Source organism: Pseudomonas corrugata (assembly GCF_001269905.1).
Classification (GTDB): Bacteria; Pseudomonadota; Gammaproteobacteria; order Pseudomonadales; family Pseudomonadaceae; genus Aquipseudomonas; species Aquipseudomonas corrugata.
The window spans coordinates 70897-93040 of the sequence record NZ_LHVK01000021.1 but is presented as its reverse complement, the minus strand read 5'-3'; the positions used below and the strand labels follow the sequence as shown (position 1 = coordinate 93040).

Here is a 22144-nt window from a genome sequence, read left to right as displayed (position 1 = left end):
CACGCCGTTCGACGGCGGCTCCGACGACCGGCAGGAGGCGCTGCCAACCCGTCTTGTCTGGAGGACGCGATGAGTGATTTTCTCAGTCCCGATCAACTGGAAAGTATCGATGCCTATTGGCGTGCTTCCAATTACCTGGCGGTGGGACAGATTTACCTCAAGGACAACCCGTTGCTGCGCATGCCGTTGCAGGTTGGCCACGTCAAACCGCGTCTGCTCGGCCACTGGGGCACGACGCCTGGATTGAACCTGATTTATGTGCATCTCAACCATCTGATCAAGACCCACGACTTGGATATGATCCTTGTCACGGGGCCTGGTCATGGCGGTCCGGCCATTCTCGCCCAAAGCTACCTGGAAGGGAGCCTCACCCAGTATTACCCCGCGATCGAGCAGAACGAGAACGGAATGCTGCGCCTGTTTCGGCAGTTTTCCTGGCCGTACGGGTTGTCCAGCCATGTTTCTGCGCAGATCCCCGGCTCCATCCATGAGGGTGGCGAGTTGGGCTATTCCCTGGCCCATGCCTATGGGGCGGCGTTCGATAATCCAGGGTTGATCGTGACGTGTGTCATTGGCGACGGGGAGGCCGAAACCGGTACGCTGGCGGCGAGCTGGCATTCCAACAAGTTTCTCAACCCCGCGCGCGACGGCGCCGTCCTGCCGATTCTTCATCTCAACGGTTTCAAGATCGCTAACCCCACGGTGCTTTCGCGCATCAGCGAGGACGAACTGTCGGCCCTGATGTATGGCTACGGCTACGACCCCTTTTTTGTAGAAGGTGACGACCCGCTCGTCATTCATCAGCAGTTGGCCAAGACCTTGGACGAGATGCTGTTCAAGATTCGTGACATCCAGCGCAAGGCCCGTACGGACTCATCGGGACGCACTGTGGAGCGCCAGCTCTGGCCACTGCTGATCTTGCGCACGCCCAAGGGCTGGACCGGCCCCAAATTCGTCGATGGTCAGCAGGTTGAAGGTAGCTGGCGCGCCCACCAGGTCCCGCTGAGCCACCTCGAACAGCCTCGGCATTTGACACAGCTGCAACAGTGGCTCGAGAGCTATCGACCCCAGGAGTTGTTTGACACCAACGGCGCGTTGCGGCCTGACATCGCCGCGTTAGCGCCGACAGGCCATCGGCGTCTGGGCGCCAATCCCCATGCCAATGGCGGCTCGCTCCTCAAACCCCTGGAAATGCCCAGGTTCAACGAATATGCCGTACAGCTTTCCGCCCCCGGCGCCGTCGAGGCCGAGGGCACCCGTGTACTGGGCGGGTACCTGCGCGATGTGATGAAGCACAACCTCAAGGCTGCCAATTTCCGTCTGTTCGGCCCCGACGAAACTGCCTCCAATCGGCTCGATGCGGTATATGAGGTCACTGGCAAGACCTGGCTGGCCGCGCTGGAAGCAGGAGATACCAACCTGGACAGTGCGGGACGTGTAATGGAAATCCTCAGTGAACAGGTGTGTGAGGGTTGGCTGGAGGGGTATTTGCTGACCGGACGCCATGGGCTGTTTTCCTGCTATGAAGCCTTCATCCATATCGTTGATTCGATGTTCAACCAGCACGCCAAGTGGCTCAAGACCGCCGCTCAGGTACCGTGGCGCACGCCGATCGCATCGCTCAATTACCTGCTCACCTCCCATGTCTGGCGCCAGGATCACAATGGCTTTTCCCATCAGGATCCAGGGTTCATTGATCTGGTGGCGAACAAAAGTGCCAACGTGGTGCGCATTTACTTGCCCCCCGATGCAAATTGCCTGCTGTCTGTGACCGATCATTGCCTCAAGAGTCGCAACCACATCAACGTGATCGTGGCCGGCAAACAGCCGCAGTGGCAATGGTTGGACATCGACTCTGCGATTCGCCACTGCATGGCAGGCATTGGCCGTTGGGCTTTTGCCTGCAAGGACGATGAAGATCCGGATGTGGTAATGGCCTGTGCCGGTGATGTACCGACCCTGGAAACCCTGGCCGCCATCACGTTGCTGCGCCAGTACGTGCCGGACCTGCGAGTACGGGTCATCAATGTGGTGGACCTGCTGGTGTTGCAACCGCCGCAACAACATGACCATGGACTGTCGGATGCAGAGTTCGACGAGCTGTTCACCGTGGACAAGCCGGTGATCTTCGCCTTCCATGGCTACCCGTCGCTGATCCATCGGCTGGTCTATAAGCGTCATAACCACGACAACTTCCATGTCCACGGTTTCATGGAGCAAGGCGCAACCACCACGCCATTCGATATGGTGGTGATCAACCAGCTCGATCGTTATCGATTGGCCCTTGACGTTATCCAGCGAGTGCCACGGCTGAGTTCGCTGGTCGACAGCGCCCGTGATCGATATTGGGAAACCCTGGAAAGGCATCAGCTCTACGTCATCGAGCATGGGCAGGATCTGCCCGAGGTACTGGAGTGGCGCTGGACGCCCACGTCGCCATGACGCCCGCTACTTACCATGGCATCAAGCGCTGCATCGTGGCGTTAGAGCCCGCCCCCGGAGAACCATCATGAGCCAGTATCAACGCCTGCTGCTGATCCTCAACCCGGCGCAAAGACATTCGCCGGTCCTTCATCACGCCGCGGCTCTGGCGGCAGCCAGCGAAGCGCATCTGCATGTCACTGCATTGATTCCTTCGCTGGATATCTTGTCGCTGCTTGAACAGGAACCTCGTGAAGAGGCGCGGCAGAACTATCTTCAGGACCAGCGCAATTGGCTGGAGGAAGAGGCCGACAAAATGCGGCACCGGGGCTTGCGTGTCACCACCGAAATAGCCTGGGCCGAGACCATGGGCGAACAGATCCTGCAGCACGTCTCGCAGTTCCAGCCTGACTTGCTGATCAAGCAGGTCCAGCATGAGTCCCTGCTCAAGCGCGCATTTTTCACCCCACTGGATTGGCAACTGCTGCGCAAATGCCCCGTTCCGTTGTATATGGTGGGCGCGGCCGGTCACGCCCTGCCGCGCAAAATAGTCGCGGCTGTGGACCCTTCCAGCGCCTATGCACAGAACAGCGGGCTTAACGACCGGATTATCCGCCAGGCGCTTGGCCTGGCGCTGCAATGTGACGCCGAGTTGCATCTGGCTCATGCCTACGAGGTGTCGTCGGTCTATCTGGGAGATGTGGGGGGCGGCGGCGTGTTGCTGTCGCAGCTCAGCAAGGAATTGCGCAGAAGCCTGGAGAAATCCTTTCTGGAGCTGGCCAACCTGTTCGGTGTGCCTGCCGAGCGCAGGCAGTTTCTGCTGGGCCATCCAGTCTCGGCGCTCAGTGAGTTTGCTCTGGAGCATGACGTGGATGTGATCGTCATGGGCCGCTCCCAGCACAATGATCCGTTTGGGCTGCTGGGCAGCACGACAGAGCACATCCTGTATCAGGTGCAGTGCAGTGTCCTGGCGGTCTGACAAAAGTGAGCCATGGCGACTGAGTGATTGACGAAGGTCAAGGGCCGCCTGGGTGAACAATGCGACCCATAGCGTTCCCACCGATTGTCCAGGAGCACCATCATGCGCATGACTTTTCTCGGGGCCGCAGGCACCGTGACCGGTAGTAAGTACCTGCTGGAACACGACGAACAGCGCATTCTGATCGACTGCGGTCTGTTTCAAGGCTACAAGCAGTTACGCCTGCGTAACTGGGATCCCTTCGAACTGCCGATGCAGGATCTGGATGCGATCGTATTGACCCATGCCCATCTGGACCACAGTGGGTACTTGCCGGTCATGGTGCGCAACGGATATCGCGGCCCCATCTACGCCACCCCCGCGACCTGTGAGCTGGTGAAAATCCTGTTGCGCGACAGTGCCCGCCTGCAAGAAGAAGAGGCCGAATACGCCAATCGCAAGGGGTTCTCCAAACACGCGCCGGCCTTTCCACTGTACACCCGTGAACACGCCGAACGGGCGCTCAAACTATTGCGTCCGGTCGCGTTCGAACATTCGCTGGAGATCGCTCGGGGCATCTCGATCCTGCTGCGCCGCGCCGGCCATATCCTGGGTGCCGCTACTGTTCAGGTTCAGGCCGGTGGCGTGACGCTGGTATGTTCAGGTGACCTGGGTCGGCCCGAAGATCCGGTGATGTTCGCTCCAAAAGCTATCGAACAGGCGGATGTCCTGCTGGTGGAGTCCACCTACGGCGACCGTCGGCACCCGCATGAGTTGCCGGAAGATCAGCTGGCCGAAGTCATTACCCGCACGGCACTGCGCCACGGCATCACCTTGGTGCCCTCATTCACGGTCGGTCGCGCTCAATTGCTAATGTATCACCTGTATCGCCTGAAACAACGCCGGGCAATTCCCGATATCCCGATCTACCTCAACAGTCCCATGGCCATCGACGTGACCCGGCTGTATCAGCGCTTCGGCGATGAACATCGTTTATCTCGGGAGGAATGCGAGGGCATGTGCCACATCGCCCACCCGGTGCGTTCGGTCAAGGACTCCATCGCTCTGGATCTGCAGCGCACTCCGGCGGTGATCATCGCCGCCAGCGGTATGGCCACCGGGGGACGGGTGTTGCATCACCTCAAGAGCCTGGCACCCAACCCTATCAATACCCTGCTGATGCCCGGTTTCCAGGCTGGCGGTACACGAGGCGCCAGGATTGTGGCGGGCGAGCCTTCGGTGCGCATCCACGGCAAGGATGTACCGATCAATGCTGAAGTCGTGCCCATGCAAACGCTGTCGGCCCATGCCGATGCCGACGAAATCATGCAATGGCTGCGGGGCTTCAAGACACCACCACGGCAAACCTACGTGGTGCACGGGGAGCCCAATGCGTCCGATGTCTTGCGCTACCGGATTAGTGACGAGCTGGGTTGGTCGGTGTCGGTGCCGGCGTACCACGATAGCGTGGAACTCTAAACGGCCTCCTTCGCGAGCGCACAGTGACGCTCACCTGGTCGGTCAATCGGTCCAGGCATGAAAAAGCCCCTCGTCGTTGGCCGGCGAGGGGCAGGGTGCAGAGCAATCAGTCAGTCTTGATCGGTACGACCTTTTCCGCTTTGAGTGCTTCTGGTTTTTTCGGCAGTGTCAGCGTCAGCACGCCCTTGCTGAACTGGGCTTCGATCTTGTCGCTATCGATGCCTTTTGGCAGGTTGAACATGCGTTCGAAGGAGCCGTAATGGCGTTCGGACAAGTGATAACCCTTTTTCTTTTCTTCCTTGGCTTCCTTCTTTTCTCCCTTGATGATCAGGTTGCCGTTGGCCAGACGGATCTCGATGTCTTTCTGATCCATGCCAGGCAGTTCGGCGGTAATCTCAAAGCTTTTTTCCTTCTCGCTGATGTCCACCGCCGGCAGACTTGCGGAGAATTCACGGCGCCAGAAGGGCTCTACATCGAACAACCCGCGGCTGAAGGTCGAGAGCGCTGTGCCCCGGTTGAAATCTTCGAACAGGTGATCCACCTGCTGGCGAAGTCTTTCCAGCGGGTGCCAGATATCTGTCTTGGCGGAATGCTGGACTTTCTGGTCGGTGTGGACCGGCATTTTTTTCACTGAATTGGACATTGGATATTCCTCGTTGGAAATGTCCGGAGGGAGCCTGGCTCCATCGCCAGGCACCGTTACCGAACGGGTCAATGCACGCCTGCGAACCTACAGAGACAGCTGGCCGGACCAGAGCATCCACCCGGCAAAGATCGCCGCCACCCAGATCACCAGCAGCAGGCCCCAGCCAAAGCCATTAAGCGCACGGTCGGTTCTGGCCCGCTGAGCACTCAGGTAGATCAGCGAACCGGGGGCGTAGAGAAGGGCACTGAGCAACATGTACCGGGGACCGGCGGCGTAGAGCAGCCAGACGCAATAGCCCGTCGCGACGAGGGCGATGGCCATGTCGCGCAGTTGCAGCCCACGGTGACCAGCGTAGGTCTGGCCCTGCCAAGTCATTTTCAGTGCATACAGGCCACTGAACAGGTAAGGCAGCAGGATCATCGAGGTGGCGAGTGAAATCAGGGCCAGGTAGCTGGCGCTCGAGTACAGCGTCAGCAACAGGAACAACTGAATGCAGCCGTTGGTGATCCACAGCGCGTTGGCAGGTGCGCCATGTTGATTTTCCGAGGCCAGCAGGCGAGGCATGACCTTTTCCTTGGCCGGGGTGAACACCGATTCGGCCGCCAGCAGCGTCCAGGCCAGCAACGCACCGCCTACCGACACAATCAGACCGATACTGATCAGCACAGCGCCCCAGGGCCCAGCAACCGCTTCCAGCACCCCGGCCATGGAAGGGTTCTTCAGGGCGGCCAGTTCGGGTTGCCTGAGAATACCCAGCGACAACAGGGAAACTGCGATCAACAACAGCAATGTCAGGATGAAGCCAATCACGGTGGCTCGGCCGACATCAGCCCGTTTGGCTGCCCGGGCAGAAAATACGTTGGCGCCTTCGATGCCAATGAACACCCAGACCGTCACCAGCATGGTGCTCTTGACCTGATCCAGCGTACTGCCCAATGCCGGCGCACCCCAGAAATCCATCAGGAAGGTGTCCTTGGAGAAGCCGGCAATGACCAGACCGATGAACAACAGCAGCGGCACCACTTTGGCGATTGTGGTCATGGCGTTGGCTTTGGCGGCGGTGCGCATGCCGCGCAGGATCATCCAATGCAGCGCCCATAACACGACGGACGCGCCGGCAATCGCGGCTTTGTTGTTGCCTTCACCGAACAGTGGGAAAAAGTAGCTGAGCGCAGCGAACAATATCACCAGGTAACTGACGTTACCGATCCAGGCGCTGATCCAGTAGCCCCATGCTGAGTTGAACCCCAGGAACTCCCCGCCCAGCGCGCGGGCGTAGGCGAACACACCGTTGTCCAGTTCCGGTTGGCGATTGGAGAGCATCTGGTAAACCAGGGCCAGCGAGAGCATGCCCGCACCGGTGATGAGCCAGCCGATCAGGATCGCGCCGGCACCGGCGCTGGCGGCCATGTTCTGAGGCAGGCTGAAGATGCCGCTGCCGATCATCGAGCCGACAACCAGGGCGATCAACAGGCTCAGCGACAGGCGTCGGGGTTCGACCTTGCGCAAACTGCCCGCCAAAGGATGGGGTTTGACAGTCGGGGTCAGCGGTTCTGTACCTTGCAGTTGCGTAGCCATGATCAAGGCCTCCATGAGACGGGAGGTTCGGTAACCTTCTTCGATACAAAGGTTCGAACGTTGTGTCTTAATGTCGGCTTGAAGGCTCAGGGGGGTATTGATGTAGATCAGATGTGATGCAAGGTAGGCATTACAGCTCGGTATGACGGTGGCAACCGGCGACCTTCTGCTTGAGACCTGGCAGGTCCAGGATCGTGACATTGCGTCCACGCATGTCTACCAGTTCCTCATGGCGCAGGTGGGCAATGCCCCGGCAAATCGTTTCCAGGCGCAGGCCCAGGTAGGAGCCGATCGCCTCGCGGCTCATGCGCAGGACAAACTCCCGCGAGGAATAGCCACGCATACTGAGCCGTTGCGACAGGTTCAACAGGAAAGCCGCCAGGCGCTCGTCGGCGTTCATGTTGCCGAGCATCAGCAGCATACTGTGGTCGCGCACGATTTCCTGGCTCAGGAGCTTGTTCAGATTGTGTTGTAACGACGGTAAATCGTGGGCCAGTTTCTCCAGGAGGTTGAAAGGCAGCGGGCAGACTTCGCTGTCTTCCAGGGCAATGGCATTACAGGCGTAGTGATCGCTGCTGATCGCGTCCAAGCCGAGCATTTCGCCTTGCATCTGGAAACCGGTGACTTGCTCGCGACCGTCTACCGAAAGAACGCTGGTCTTGAAGAAGCCCACTCTCACCGCGTACAACGAGCGCAGTTGGTCGCCGGTACGGTACAGCGCTGCACCTTTCTTGACCTTGACCCGCTGGGCAATCAGGGTGTCGAGGCGCTCGACCTCACCGCCTGTCAGGCCGATCGGCAGGCACAGTTCCAGCACGCTGCAGTTTGAGCAAGCGGTCCGTAGGGCATGTACCTTCAAAAGACGTGGTTCAAGCTCGACCATGGGAAAAATTCCTTTAGTTGGAGCAAGCATAGAAGACCGACCCACTACCGTGCCTGTTTTTTGTCGTCTAAACCCTACCGGCTGTCGATTGGCGCGGAATGGTGGACACAAGCAATGGGTTGCAAATCTTCAAGCCAGTCACAACGTCGGGAAGCACGCGGTTGTCCAGGGCTTGGATCAGACCAGCAATAAATGATCGTTTACCTCTCTGACCCCAGGCACAGACCAGGCTGCCCGCTCCGCTGACTGGCGTTGGCTCCATAAATGGACCTCGCCGTCGAGACTAACCACATCGCCGTCGACTTTGACATGAATCTGCTTGGCATCGAGTTCGGCACTACGCTTGAGGGCATCCTCGATACGACGCTGGATATCGCCTGCGTCCTCCCGTGGACGCAGGGTGAGTCTGTTTTTTACACCCACCACGCCGGATAATTTGAACACTGCCCGTTCAGCAGCCTCCCTCTGGTACTGCCAATCCACTTCGCCTTCCAGAGCGACCCAGCCATTGTGCACGAGCACCTTGATGGCCCCTTCGGGGACGTCAGAGTTCCAGTTGAGAATGTTCAGCGCACGATGGGCAATGACGTTATCTGTGGTACCGGTACTTTTGTCCGGTCGGACCTGTATGTCCTCAGCCACGGCGCGTACCCCTTTGATGCCCTTGACGACTCGTTCAGCGCTGATTTTCTGGGCGAAGCTGCTGACGTGTCCGGAAAGCGTAACGACGCCGTCGTCCACGGCCACGCCTATATTTGCAGCGTTGATATCAGGCTGGAACTCGAGTGCTTCGAGAAGGGTATTTCGCAGGCTCAAGTCGCTCATTTCAGGATCCTCCATGCAGCGGCGGAAAACGCGGAGCGGTTAAATGCCCGGCCTGTTTTTTTTACGCCTGAGCGACGCAATGACATTGAGCTAAATCAATAAGACTCAAGCGAGCACACGAAGCGGTGATCGACGCAATGTTTCTGCGAACCGCTGGCACCCGTTCCAGAAAGTTTCTGGTCGCCACCGTGCACTTCAAGGAGCGTGATGGGTTTTCTTGCGTCACCTCAAGCGATCTGCGAGATTGCACGGCGAAATCGCAGTAATGCCGCTAGGAAAAACAGCGCGCCGATCGAAGCAATCGCCAGAAACTGTGGCCAGACAATTGCCAGTCCTGCACCCCGATACAAAATGCCTTGGGCGAAGCTGACGAAGTGTGTGGTGGGGGCGGCCAGCATCAGGTTCTGCACAAGCTCCGGCATGCTCTCGCGTGGAGTTGCCCCACCGGAGAGCAGTTGTAACGGCAGCAGGATCAAAATGCTCAGCAGCCCTAATTGAGGCATGGAACGCGCCACGGTGCCCAGGTAGATACCGATAGAGGTGGTTGCAAACAAATGCAGCGCGGTGCCTAGCAGGAACAACCCGATCGAGCCGGTGATGGGCACGGCCAGCCAGCCCCGGACGACCACCCATATGGCAAAAGCGGTGGCCAGTAGCACCACCAGGCCCATGGACCAGACCTTGGCCAACATGATTTCAAACGCGCGTAGAGGCATCACCAGTAAATGTTCAAGGGTACCGTGCTCACGTTCTCGAATCAGTGCTGCGCCAGTCAGGATGATCGAGACCATGGTGATGTAATCAATCAGTTGCATCACTGAGGTGAACCAGGCCTGGGTCAGGTTGGGATTGAACTGCATGCGCATGGCCAAACCCACCGGGGGACGTGGCGCATTGCGCAAGCCTCGGACGAAATCGCCGACTTCAGTGGCAACGATGGTCTGGATATAACCTGCGCCTGTGAACGCTTGGCCGATCTGGGTGGCGTCGACGTTGAGCTGCAGGCTTGGGCGCCGTCCATCGAGGACGTCACGCTGAAAGTCAGGTGCAATATCGAGGGCGAACGTATAACGACCGCTGTCCATGCCGGCATCGACCTGCTGGCTGCTGATTTTCGCTGGAGGCAGGAAGTAGGGAAGTTGAAACGCCGTGTTCAAGCGTTCGGACAGTTGCGAGTGGTCTTCATCGACGATGGCCAGCGGCGCGTGGTGCAACGCCTCGGGTATGCCCGAGGCCGCGGTGTAGATGCCGAACGAAAATGCCCAGACGATCAGAATCAGCATCGCCCGGTCGTGGTACAGGCTGCGGAACTCCTTGATGCCCAGGCGCAGAATGTTCAAGAGACTGTGCACGGCTAGCGCTCCTGTTTTCGCAGGCAGAGCACACTCAGGCCAATCAGGATCGGCACCGTCACCAGCAGTTGCAGAAAATAGGGCGCCAGCGCCTGTAACTCCAGTGCTTTGGAGAACACCCCTCGACTGATGGTGAGAAACTGCGCGGTGGGATAGACCTTACCGACCAAGGCGCCGAAACCCTCCAATGAAGAAACCGGGTTGATCAACCCGGAAAACTGAATGGCCGGCAGCAGGGTAGCAATGGCGGTGCCGAATACGGCCGCGATCTGGCTGTTCATGAAAGTCGACATCCACAAGCCCAACCCCGTGGAGGTACCGATGTACAACAACGCTCCCAGGCTTAACACCCAAAGACTGCCTTTGAGCGGCACGGCGAACACCCAGACGGCCAAGGCACACATCAGCAGAAAATTGAGCATGCCCATGGCGACGTAGGGCAGCTGTTTACCCAGCAGAAACTCCAGTCGGGTCACCGGTGTGACGTACAAGTTGATGATCGAGCCCATCTCTTTTTCCCGTACCACCCCCAATGCAGTGAGCATGGCCGGGATCATCATCAACAACAGCGGAATGATTGCCGGCACCATGGCTTGCAGGCTTTCCACATCCGGATTGTAGCGGTAACGCACTTCCACATTGGCCAGCGCCGCGCCGTTATACCCGAGCTCAGTCAAGTAGCCGCTGTGCAATCCATTGACATAACCTTCTATCGTGCGTGCTCGCATGGGCATCGCACCGTCCACCCACGCGGCTACTGTAGGCTGGCTGCCGCGTTTGAGGTCACGTCCGAAATTGGGGGGGATTTCCAGAGCCAGGGTGATCGAACCGCTTTGCAAGCGGGTCTCCAGGTCAGCGTAATCAAGCAGCTCGGGCTTTTCGATAAAGTAGCGCGACCCGGAAAAGCTGCGGACATAGGCCTGACTGGTTGTGGTCTGGTCTCGGTCCAGGACGGCAAATGACAGGTCTTCGACGTCCAGGCTGATGCCGTAACCCATGATGAACATCAGCAGTACGGTGCCCAGTGCCGCCAGTGTCAGACGGATTGGGTCACGGCGGATTTCCATTGTTTCGCGTTGTGCGTAACTGAGCATTCGCAGGCCGCTGAACCCGTTGCGGCGCGGCCTGGGCGGCGCATCAGGCTGCGCCTGGATGCCGGTTGATGCTTTGCTCGGGGCTTCGGACTGCGCTGGGGCCGCCGCGCTGCCGGCTGCCTCCTCCAGATAGGACACGAAGGTTTGCTCCAAACTGCCCAACCCCCGCTCAATGATCAGTTGCTCGGGCGCACCGCTGACCAGTACCCGTCCGGCATGCATGAACGAGATTCGATCGCAGCGCTGCGCCTCGTTCATGAAATGGGTGGAGATGAATATAGTCACGCCGTCATTGCGTGACAGGTCGAGCAAGTGTTGCCAGAAAGCGTCACGGGCGATGGGGTCTACGCCAGAGGTGGGCTCGTCGAGGATCAGCACGTCGGGTTTATGGATCAATGCCACCGCCAGCGACAGGCGTTGGCGGATACCCAACGGCAACCGGTCGGGAAGGGCGTCAAGGTTCTGTTTCAGGCCGAAACGTTCGGCGGCCTCGTGGACGCGGCTGTCAATTTCGTCCCTGGGTACATGGAACAACTGCGCATGCAGCACCAGGTTCTGCCGAACCGTCAGCTCGTTATAGAGGGAGAAGCCTTGAGACATGTACCCCACGCGCTGTCGGGTATTGAGGTCGTTCGGGTCGACTTGCTTGCCGAACAGCCAAGCCTGCCCGGAGGTTGCCGGTAACAAACCGGTGAGCATTTTCATGGTAGTGGACTTGCCGCAGCCATTGGAGCCCAGGAAACCAAAGATTTCCCCGCGCTCGATGCGGAAACTGGCGCTGTCCACCGCTGTGAAATCGCCAAAGCGGCAGGTCAACTCCCGGGCCTCGATGGCGATCACCGGCTGTTCAGCCAGTTCGATGCGCGGCGTGATCACCAGCGATGTGTGGCCACGTCGGCGATCGGGTGGCAGCAGGGCGATGAAGGCTGCTTCCAGGTTCTCACAGTCGGTTCGCTGGAGGATCTGCGCAGGTGAACCACTGGCCAATACCTTGCCGGCATCCATCATCAACAAATGATCGAAGTGCTCAGCCTCTTCCATGTAGGCCGTGGCCACCAACACGCTCATATGGGGCCTGCGTGTTCGCAGGTCGGCGATCAATGCCCAGAACTGGTTGCGCGCCAGGGGATCGACGCCGGTCGTGGGCTCATCAAGAATCAGCAGGTCGGGATCATGAATCAGCGCACAACACAGCCCCAGTTTCTGTTTCATGCCTCCTGACAATTTACCTGCGGGGCGGTCCGCAAAAGGTGTCAGCCCGGTACTCGCCAACAAGGCATCGATGCGTTGTCGGCGTTCATTCCGGCTTTGCCCGAACAGGCGGGCAAAAAAATCCAGATTCTCCAGCACGGACAGGGTCGGGTAGAGATTCTTGCCCAAACCCTGTGGCATATAGGCAATACGAGGACACAGGGCATCACGATAACGTGCGTTGGCTATATCGCCGTCCAGCACAGTCAGACGTCCCTGCTGTACGGTCCGGGCCCCAGCGATCAATCCCAACAGGCTGGACTTGCCCACACCGTCCGGGCCAATCAGGCCGACAGTGGCGGTGGCAGGAATATCGAGCGTGACGCTGTCCAGGGCGATGGTCTTGCCGTACCGCAGCCCCACGTCCTGCAGGCGTGCTACCCAAGCGAGCTCGCCGGTCATTCCGGCACCTTGATTTTCAGTGCGTCTGGCCACTGGGCTTGAGGGTTCAGCCGAACATGGGCCACGCCCGGCACGCCGGTTTTCACTTGGCTGAGGTGTTTGCGCAGCAGCTCAGGATCTATCCGTGCCTTGATCCGGAACATCAGTTTTTCCCGCTCACTGGCGGTTTCCACCGTTTTCGGCGTGAACTGCGCAACACTGTCCACATAGCTGGCGGTGGCAGGAATCACGTATTGCGGCACGGCATCAATGATCACGTGCACCTCGCTGCCGATGGCTACCCGACCGGCCTGCTGAGTCGGCAAAAAGAACGTCAGGTACACGTCACTCAGATCCACGAGGTTCAGGACCTTGCCGCCAGCGGGGATCACTTCGCCTTCTTCGGCGATGCGGTATTGCACGCGTCCATCGCGCGGTGCCTTGAGCTCGGTATCGGCCAGGTCCGCCTGCAGGCGTTGCTCTGTCGCTGCTGCCGCCTCGATGCTGGCTTGGGCCTCCTCTACTTGGGACTTGGCGGCTTCGATTCCGGCTTGGGCCGTCAATACTTGTGAGTTGGCTGCCGCCAGCGCGGCCTGGCCGCTGTCGAGCAGCGCGCGGTCGTCATCCAGTTGCTGTCGGGCGAGGGCGTTGCGGCTTACGAGGATTTCCGTGCGGGCAAAGCGCTTCTGTGTGGCGATCAATTCAGCTTGGCGCTGGGCAACCACCGCCCGGGCGGTAACCTTTTCGCTTTCCCGTTGCGCGACGAGCGCGGCTGCGGTGAGTTTGGCGGTACGGGCCCGTTGTAACTGGGCCTGGGCCTGGAGCAGTTCGGCTCGCAGCGCCTGGGTATCCATGCGCGCCAGCACCTGACCGGCGAAGACTTGCTCGCCCTCGGCCACCAGAATGGTACTGATGCGCCCGGCCAGTTTGCTCGCCACATCCACTTCAGTGGCTTCAATCCGCCCGTTACCGGTGGCGAAATCGGGGTTCACAGGGATGGGTTTGAATAGATACCAGGCACCCAGAACGCCCAGCAAAACCAAGCTCCCCAGAGCCCCTCGTTTAAGCCACTTGCCGGTTACATCGTTCATCCCTGCCTCTCAGGTCTCAGCGAAGGTTGGCGCTGGCAGATGATAGGGCTGGATTAAGAGGCGCTTTGTTGATCTGCGTTAAGGATCTGTTTTTTAAGGGCAGCAATTAAAGCAGACTGAACGAGTATCAAGGCTTTTCGTACAGAGCCTGGACAGGTCCGCCCCCGGCAGGCTTCCTGTCTTGTATCGACCCCCCCCAGGATGGGGCAGTATCGTTGAGTTGGATTGAGAAACGACGTGTACTACTTGCCAGAGGTAGGCTGGGCCCGACTCCACGGAGGGCAGAGTCGGGCCTTTTGCAAAGTTCGATTAACGAACCATGCAAGGACGCTTATTGTTGAATTCCCAACCAGGCACCAGATAGCGCATAGCTACAGCGTCATCGCGTGCACCCAAGCCCAGTGATTTGTAGATCTCATGGGCTTTCGCCAGCTCGTCCCAGTCCAGCTCGACACCCAAGCCAGGCTTCTTCGGCACTTGCACCAATCCGCCTTTGATCTGCAACGGCTCCTTGGTCAGGCGCTGACCGTCTTGCCAGATCCAATGGGTGTCGATGGCTGTAATGCTGCCGGGCGCGGCGGCGGCAACATGAGTGAACATCGCCAGCGATATGTCGAAGTGGTTGTTGGAGTGAGAGCCCCAGGTCAGGCCCCAGTCATTGCACAACTGCGCGACTCGAACCGATCCCTGCATCGTCCAGAAATGAGGGTCTGCAAGCGGGATGTCGATGGACTGCGACTGGATTGCATGACCCATCTGCCGCCAGTCGGTGGCGATCATGTTGGTTGCAGTGCGCAGCCCCGTCGCGCGTCGGAATTCAGCCATGACTTCCCGACCGGAGTAGCCGTTTTCCGCACCACAGGGATCTTCTGCGTAGGCCAGCACATTGTGCTGGTCCCGGCATAATGCCACGGCTTCTTTCAGCGACCATGCGCCATTGGGGTCAAGGGTGATGCGTGCGTCAGGGAAGCGTTCCGACAATGCCGTGACAGCGGCAATTTCCTCTTCGCCGCGAAGCACGCCTCCTTTGAGCTTGAAGTCTTTGAAGCCGTAGCGATCATAGGCAGCTTCTGCGAGTGCAACCACCGACTCAGGTGATAGTGCCTCCTCGTTACGCAGGCGGAACCATTCGCTATCGGAAGCCTGTTCCGAACGATATGCCAGGTCAGTTTTCTTGCGGTCGCCGACATAAAACAGATAGCCCAGCATCTCGACAGCATCGCGTTGTTGTCCTTCGCCGAGCAGGGCGGCGACAGGAACTTCCAGATGTTGACCCAGCAGGTCCAGCAATGCCGACTCGACCGCTGTTACTGCGTGAATGGCAATGCGCAGGTCAAAAGTCTGCAGCCCGCGTCCGCCAACGTCGCGGTCAGCGAACGCACTTCTCACTTTGTTCAGCAGGCTTTGGTAATTGCCGATGGACTGGCCAATGAGCAGGTCGCGAGCGTCATCCAGGGTCTTGCGGATACCTTCGCCGCCCGGCACTTCACCGACACCAATGTGACCAGCGCTGTCCTTGATGATCAGGACATTGCGAGTGAAAAAAGGGCTGTGAGCACCACTCAAATTGAGCAGCATACTGTCGTGGCCCGCAACGGGAACGACCTTCAGCTCCGTGATGACAGGTGCGCCATGGGCGGGTTGATGTTGGATCGAAGTTTCCATCAAGTCATACCTTTCTTGTAGTTGGATGCAGGACAGTTGCTTGTACTGACGAGGTTTCCTCGGCGTGGCTTGGCTCCGCTGAAGTCCCTTTAAGTTCAATACGTTTGATTTCGCCGACGATGAACAGATAGCTGATTGCCGCGAGGAGCGCGTTCGCTCCAACGAATACCAGAGCCATCTTGAAAGAGCCGGTTGCGGCGATGATGTAGCCGATCACGATGGGTGTTGAAATTGATGACAAATTGCCGAACGTGTTGAACAGACCGCCCGAAAGGCCGGCTATTTGTTTGGGGGAAGTGTCCGAGACGACCGCCCAACCGAGTGCACCAATGCCTTTGCCGAAGAATGCCAGCGCCATGAAACACACCACCATCCAGTCAGCATCGACGTAGTTGCAGATAATCATGCTCATCGACAACAGCATGCCGCCCACTATGGGGGTCTTGCGCGCCACACTGAGTGAATTGCCACGGCGCAGCAGCATGTCTGACAGGACGCCACCCAGCACGCCACCCAGGAATCCGCAGATCGCGGGGAGCGAGGCGATGATGCCGGCTTTGAGAATCGTCATGCCTCGTTCTTGCACGAGATAGACCGGAAACCAAGTCAGAAAGAAGTAGGTCAGGGCATTGATGCAGAACTGCCCCAAGTAAATACCAACCATCATGCGATTGGTCAGTAGCTGGCGGAGGTAATCCCATTTAGGTCCACTGTCTTTTTTCTTGCCTGGGTCATCAAGATCAATCAGACCGCCATTGTCAGCGATGTAGTGAACCTCTGCGGCGTTGATAAGAGGATGATCCTTCGGGCTGTAGATGACCTTCAGCCAAAGAATCGAAAAGGCGATGCCCAGTCCGCCCATCACGATGAATACGTGCTGCCAACCGAAGGTATAAACGATCCATCCCATCAATGGTGCGAAGAGCGCCGTAGCGAAATATTGCGCCGAGTTGAAGATCGCAGAGGCGGTGCCGCGTTCTTTTGTCGGAAACCACGAGGCGACGATCCGTGCGTTACCCGGGAACGAAGGTGCTTCGGCCAGGCCCACCATAAAGCGCAGCAGAAACAGCAGCACGATGGCGGAAGAGATACCGAATTCGCCGATATAACCTTGCAACAGGGTGAAGAGCGACCAGGTGAAAATACTTCCGGCATAGACTTTTTTGGAACCGAAGCGGTCCAGGAGCCAGCCACCGGGGATCTGGCCCAGTACATAAGCCCAGCCAAATGCAGAGAAGATGTAGCCGAGTGTCACTGCATCGAGTCCCAAATCTTTCTGAATGCTGGAACCCGCGATGGAGATGGTGGCGCGGTCGGCATAGTTGATCGTCGTCACCAGGAATAGCATGAGTAAGATCAAATAGCGGACGCGGGTTTTCTTGCGGTCTTGCATGGTTGACGCTCCCACTAGTTGTTTTTGTGCGGGTACACCTGTCAGGTTGGCGATGATCGCCATAGTCGTTGTAGGTTGTCGTACAACGATAGCGCTATCATAAGCAGATAGCGCTATCATTCAAGTGCCGTTTAGCGTGTTTTCGAAAAATTTTTCAGGTGCTGGCGCGCTCGATCAGCTCGAAGCCAGTATTTATCTGGGTCGCGGATGAAGCATCGGCGCCAGAAAATCTTTTGAGCAAGGCTTCGGCGACCCTTTGGCCCATCGTTGCGGAATTGACACTGACGGTGGAGAGCGCAGGGTAGGCGAATTTAGCGTCCGTGATGTCACCGAATCCGAGTACGGCGATATCCTGGGGAACTCGTATACCTTGACTCGCCGCTTCAGCGAGCACGCCCAAGGCCACGGTGTCTGAGCTGCAGAAAACAAGTTGGGGGGCGACTTCATGTTGCTGGAGCCTTCGAAAACCTTCTCTACCAACTTCCCACGTCGCGGGCAGGGGTAAAATTTCAACAGGCACGTCGTGAAGGTCATAGTGCTTCAACCGTTCAATCAGGCTATTGCAGCGTCGAATACCTCTTGGATCATCCACGGTGATAACCGCAAATCGCCGGTAACCCTTTGCGAAAAAGTGGTCGGCAACCAGCTTTCCGACGGCTTCATGAGAAAACCCGACTTGTATGTCCAACGCCGTTTCACTCAGGTCCCAGGCCTCAACGACCGGAATGCCTGCTGATGCAAGCCGTTTGCGACTGGCTTCAGTGTGGAGAGTACCGGTCAGGACGATACCGTCTGGACGTCGGCCCAGAATGGCTTCAAGCAAGATTTCCTCTTTCTCCGGCGAATATCCAGTTGGGCCCAGGAGCGATTGGTAGCCTGCCTCGGTCAGCCGATCCATGATGGCTTGTACGGTGCCAGCAAATATGGAATTGGCAATGGTCGGAAGCACAATCGCAACCAGCCTGCTTCTGCTTGAGGCCAGACTGCCGGCCAAAAGATTGGGCACATAGCCCATATCGCGCACAACCTCCAAAACGTGTTGCCTGGTTACATCATTTACCAGCTCAGGTCGGTGCAAGGCGCGCGAAACGGTAATAGGCGAAACTCCCGCTTTAAGCGCTACATCAGCTACGGTGAGGGGAGTTTCAAAGTTGCCATTGGCGGAGGCAATCTCACGTTTCGACTTCTTGGCCACAAAGCACCCTACGTCACAACACGATAAGAACAATTCGTGATGTTAACGGGCTTTTCGCAGCCACACCATGGCGTTAGGTATTTGACTGGCTCTGCCGATTGCTGCCTGCCGAAGGTCTCCTGCTTGTCCATCGCAGTTTTTCAGCACGGTGGACACCCATCGACGTTGATATTCGCCAAGTGTTTGAGCTATGAGGTCTGGCTCGCCCCGAATCCTTATGCATGCAATTAGACCGGTCATGCACAAGCTTGAAAGGGAAACAGGCGCTTCTGTTCGGCGGTGTACGCAAGCTCTTAACAATTAGCAACTTCACTGGTGTGACCATGGCAGTCGAGTAGGTGCGCTTGATGTCGGATGATGAGTTGCAGGAGAAGGGGGGCCGTACGGACATGAGCGTGGGGCCGGCAACTTCCGCTCCCACCGCGACCGATTTGTCCGGCCCTCAGGCCGAGTGTACATTGCGATCCGTCCAACAGCCCATTTGTCCCAGGTCATGTCGACGACTGTGCGGGTAACGAAACTTCCGTCGAGCTTACTGTATCGCGGTGTTGGCTTGATCAATAGGACAGACGACATTGCCGGTAAAAGCTTAAAACTGGGCTGATGAGGGGCTATGAGGAATTGGTTTTGTGACTGTATTGTATTTTGGTCATTGCTTGTCACCCCATAGGGGGACAGGTAAGCTGGCGCCATGAATCAATCATCCTTCCCTTCGCGCAACGTCCGTGGCCCCGTCGACCATGAAATCCGGGCCCAGATTGTCGCTGCGGCGAATGAGCATTTCAGCCGCTACGGCTATGGCAAAACCACGGTCTCGGACCTGGCCAAGGCCATTGGCTTTTCCAAGGCCTACATCTATAAGTTCTTCGATTCGAAACAGGCGATCGGCGAAGCCATTTGCAGTAATTGCCTGGAGACGATTGTTGCGGCAGTGGATGAGGCTATCAGCGTAGAGTCCATCACCCCCACCGAGCGCTTTCGTCGCTTGGTGAAGACCGCGGTCGTCACCGGTGTCAGCCTGTTCTTCAACGACCGAAAGCTCTACGATCTTGCGGCCTCCGCGGCGTCAGAGAGCTGGCCTTGCGCCCAGTTCTACGAAGCCAGCATTCAGGCATTTGTGCGTCAGATCGTCTCTGATGGGCGTGAGCTGGGCGAGTTCGAACGCAAGACCCCTCTGGATGAAACGGTCAATGCGATCTGTCTGGCGTTGCGTCCGTACATCAATCCTTTGCTGTTGCAATACAGCCTTGATGGCGTCGAAGACGCGTCCACGAGCATCGCCAATCTGGTCCTGCGTAGCCTGATGCCTTGAGTCGCGCCGGTACCAGCGCAGCCAGCTGCACTTGCAGCAGCGTATTCATCACAACATGCGTCGCGTCGATTTGATCGAAACGGGATAACGCTGTGCTCCTCGGTGAGGAATTCTTATCTTTGGTTTGTGACCATTGACTAAAATGGTTACTGGGTACAGAGTGAGCATCTCGATCCCTGCCAGAGGAACTGCTATGTCGAACGCTAAAGTTGTCCTTGTTACCGGTGTTTCATCTGGCATTGGACGTGCTGTCGCGCAATTGTTTGTCGAGCAAGGTTGCCAGGTGTTTGGCACCGTACGCCGCGCTACAACATCGGACCTATTGCCAGGTGTCGAGCTTGTCGAAATGGATGTTCGCGACGATGCTTCTGTCCAGCGCGCAATCGAGACTGTGATCGTTCAGGCCAAACGCATTGATGTGCTGGTCAATAACGCGGGCGGATCGTTGGTGGGCTCGGTGGAAGAAACGTCGATCGCCGAAGCCCAATCGTTGTTCGATACCAACGTGTGGGGCGCCTTGCGTACGACACAAGCCGTACTGCCGCATATGCGCGAGCAGCGATCGGGAAGAATCGTCAACATCAGTTCGGTACTGGGTTTTCTTCCTGCGCCGTTTATGGGCCTCTACTCGGCATCCAAGCACGCAATTGAGGGGATGTCCGAGACTCTGGATCATGAGGTTCGCAAGTTCGGTGTTCGCGTGGTGCTCGTCGAGCCGTCATTCACCAGGACGAACCTGGATCTCAACGCGCCGCAAGCGACTGACAAAATCCCGGCCTATGACAAAGACCGCGATGCGGTGACCCGCGCGATCATCAACAGTGTCCAGGGCGCACCAGGTCCCGACGGTGTAGCAGCAACGATTGTCGAGGCTGCCTTGGGCGCTTGGAAAATGCGCCGCACGCCTAAAGGCGAGGCCTCTCTTTTGCGCAAGCTGCGCCGTTTCATGCCGGCTGGCCCGGTCGACTCCAGCCTGAGAAAAACATTTGGCCTGAGCTGAATGTATGCACTCGGGTGGTGGTGACTGATAAGCCTCGAGTGCAGTTCCCGAGCCGGAAAGCTCGGCCAGCCCGGCTCCCTGCTGAACAGCAGGAGGACCGGGGAGGGGAATTGCTTCAGCGCGTAGCCACGGGTTGGGTTTCAATCGGCTGCCAGCCGCCACCGAGCGCCCGGAATGCCGCGACCGCTGCACGTGCCGATTCTGTCTGGGCCTGGGCCCTGGCGTCGGATGCCTGCAGCAGTGTTTCATCGGCGTGCAGGACGTCGATCAGGCTGGCCGAGCCTTTCTGATAAGCGATGAAGGACGACTGCCGAGCACGGGTCAAAGCGCTTTCACCTCCGGCCAAGGTTGTTGCCTGCGCCTCGCGGTTGACCAGCGCGGAGAAGGCGTTTTCGACGTCTTCGGTGGCACGCAGCACTGACTGGCGATAGGCGGCAAGCGCTTCGGCTTCCTCTCCTTTCGCCTGATCGATCTGCGCGTTGATACGGCCGAAATCGAAAAGCCTCCAGCGCAACCCCAGGACCCCCGAGGCCTGGCTGGCCCCGCTGGAAAACAGATGACCGCTGGAAACGGCTGTCGCGCTGCCGATCAAGGTGCCGAGCGAAAACTTCGGGTAGTACTCGCTGATCGCCACGCCGATCCGGGCGTTGGACGCCGCCAGTTTACGCTCGGCCACGATGAGGTCTGGCCGGCGGCGCAGCAGATCGGCTGGCGTGCCGGCTGAGGTAATCTGCGGTGCCTGAGGAATCGTCCCCGTCTCAGCCAATTGAGCCCGGTGGGTGCCGGGAGGGGTGCCGAGGATGACGTCCAGTGCGTTCATCGCAGCATCCAGACCAGTGTTGAGGACCGGCACTGTCGCTTGAACCTGCGCAAGCGCCCCCTCGGTCTGGCGAACCTGAAATTCGGCGGCCAGCCCTTTGCCGTGGAGCAGTTGTACTTTCTCCAGCAGGTCTTGTTGGGTCTTGACCTGTCGATTGGCAATGGCCAGCCGGGCCTGCAGGCCACGCAAGGTGATATAGATGTCCGCAGTCTGCGCGGCGACGGCCAGGCGCGTCGCGGTGAAGCCGGCTTCGGACGCCTGGTATTCGGCCAGTTCCGCCTCGCGGCCTCGACGCAGGCCGCCGAACGCATCCAGCTCCCAGCTTGCGCCGAGGTTCAGTTCATACAAATTGCCATAGCGATCATAGCCAGGCGTCGAGTTGAGCACCTGGCCCATTGGCGTTTCGACGGACTGATAGGCGCGTGCGGCTTGTCCGCTGATGTTGCCCGACGGCAACAGGGCAGCGGTTGCCGCGCCAAGCCCCGCGCGAGCCTGGGCGACCCGTGCGGAGGCCTGGGCCAGATCGAGGTTCTGCGCAAGCGCCTTGGCGATGAAGTCACTGAGCAATGGATCACCGAAGCCTTCCCACCAGTTGGCAAAGTTTGCCGTGCGGGCTGCCGTCCTTTGTTGAACGGCGGATTGAGCCTGGTAGCTATCCGACAGCGGAGCGTCCGGACGCTGGTAGTCCGGTCCAACCGCGCAGCCCGCCATTAAGCTGGTGTTCACAAGCAGAGCAAGCGTACGGAGGGAAGGCATGAAGACTCCAGGTTTAGCCAGTTACTGTTCGTGACGATATTACC

General features: G+C 58.3%; 16 protein-coding genes. 5 read left to right on the top strand and 11 right to left on the bottom strand.

Annotation, left to right across the window (positions count from 1 at the left end; genetic code table 11):
* Positions 1–69 precede the first annotated feature (69 nt).
* From AD665_RS22325 to AD665_RS22315, 3 genes are all read left to right on the top strand, one after another.
* Positions 70–2442: a phosphoketolase family protein gene (locus AD665_RS22325; RefSeq protein WP_053193784.1), complete on the top strand. Its 2373-nt coding sequence runs from the start codon at positions 70–72 to the stop codon at positions 2440–2442.
* Between the two features lie 67 nt (positions 2443–2509).
* Entirely contained in the window at positions 2510–3400 is an 891-nt protein-coding gene (locus AD665_RS22320; RefSeq protein ID WP_024778781.1) for a universal stress protein, read from the top strand.
* Positions 3401–3502: 102 nt separating this feature from the next.
* On the top strand, positions 3503–4858 hold the full coding sequence (locus AD665_RS22315; protein ID WP_024778780.1) for an MBL fold metallo-hydrolase RNA specificity domain-containing protein: 1356 nt from the start codon (positions 3503–3505) through the stop codon (positions 4856–4858).
* Between the two features lie 106 nt (positions 4859–4964).
* Here the strand turns inward: AD665_RS22315 and AD665_RS22310 are convergent, their stop codons facing one another.
* From AD665_RS22310 to AD665_RS22265, 10 genes are all read right to left on the bottom strand, one after another.
* On the bottom strand, positions 4965–5501 hold the full coding sequence (locus AD665_RS22310; protein WP_024778779.1) for an Hsp20/alpha crystallin family protein: 537 nt from the start codon (positions 5499–5501) through the stop codon (positions 4965–4967).
* Positions 5502–5588: 87 nt separating this feature from the next.
* Complete coding sequence (arcD, locus tag AD665_RS22305; RefSeq protein ID WP_024778778.1) at positions 5589–7082, bottom strand: arginine-ornithine antiporter; 1494 nt, start codon at positions 7080–7082, stop codon at positions 5589–5591.
* A 130-nt stretch (positions 7083–7212) separates the two neighbouring features.
* Positions 7213–7965, bottom strand: a complete 753-nt coding sequence (gene fnr / locus AD665_RS22300; RefSeq protein WP_024778777.1) for a fumarate/nitrate reduction transcriptional regulator Fnr — start codon at positions 7963–7965, stop codon at positions 7213–7215.
* Between the two features lie 177 nt (positions 7966–8142).
* A complete protein-coding gene (locus AD665_RS22295) occupies positions 8143–8790 on the bottom strand; it encodes a BON domain-containing protein (protein WP_024778776.1) in 648 nt (215 codons plus the stop codon).
* A gap of 227 nt (positions 8791–9017) precedes the next feature.
* Complete coding sequence (locus AD665_RS22290) at positions 9018–10142, bottom strand: ABC transporter permease (RefSeq protein ID WP_053193781.1); 1125 nt, start codon at positions 10140–10142, stop codon at positions 9018–9020.
* Between the two features lie 2 nt (positions 10143–10144).
* On the bottom strand, positions 10145–12889 hold the full coding sequence (gene rbbA / locus AD665_RS22285) for a ribosome-associated ATPase/putative transporter RbbA (RefSeq protein WP_053193778.1): 2745 nt from the start codon (positions 12887–12889) through the stop codon (positions 10145–10147).
* Complete coding sequence (locus AD665_RS22280) at positions 12886–13959, bottom strand: HlyD family secretion protein (protein ID WP_024778773.1); 1074 nt, start codon at positions 13957–13959, stop codon at positions 12886–12888. Before AD665_RS22280 ends, rbbA begins: the two co-directional genes overlap by 4 nt.
* 309 nt (positions 13960–14268) lie before the next feature.
* On the bottom strand, positions 14269–15624 hold the full coding sequence (gene gudD / locus AD665_RS22275; RefSeq protein ID WP_053193776.1) for a glucarate dehydratase: 1356 nt from the start codon (positions 15622–15624) through the stop codon (positions 14269–14271).
* A 4-nt stretch (positions 15625–15628) separates the two neighbouring features.
* Positions 15629–17017 (bottom strand): MFS transporter, encoded by a 1389-nt coding sequence (locus AD665_RS22270; protein ID WP_053193773.1) that lies wholly within the window; start codon positions 17015–17017, stop codon positions 15629–15631.
* A gap of 154 nt (positions 17018–17171) precedes the next feature.
* Positions 17172–18212: a LacI family DNA-binding transcriptional regulator gene (locus tag AD665_RS22265; protein WP_024778770.1), complete on the bottom strand. Its 1041-nt coding sequence runs from the start codon at positions 18210–18212 to the stop codon at positions 17172–17174.
* 691 nt (positions 18213–18903) lie between these two features.
* Here AD665_RS22265 and AD665_RS22260 point away from each other — a divergent pair.
* Positions 18904–19524, top strand: a complete 621-nt coding sequence (locus AD665_RS22260) for a TetR/AcrR family transcriptional regulator (protein ID WP_024778769.1) — start codon at positions 18904–18906, stop codon at positions 19522–19524.
* A 193-nt stretch (positions 19525–19717) separates the two neighbouring features.
* On the top strand, positions 19718–20524 hold the full coding sequence (locus AD665_RS22255) for an oxidoreductase (RefSeq protein WP_024778768.1): 807 nt from the start codon (positions 19718–19720) through the stop codon (positions 20522–20524).
* 115 nt (positions 20525–20639) lie between these two features.
* Here the strand turns inward: AD665_RS22255 and AD665_RS22250 are convergent, their stop codons facing one another.
* A complete protein-coding gene (locus tag AD665_RS22250; protein ID WP_053193770.1) occupies positions 20640–22100 on the bottom strand; it encodes an efflux transporter outer membrane subunit in 1461 nt (486 codons plus the stop codon).
* Between the last annotated feature and the right edge of the window lie 44 nt (positions 22101–22144).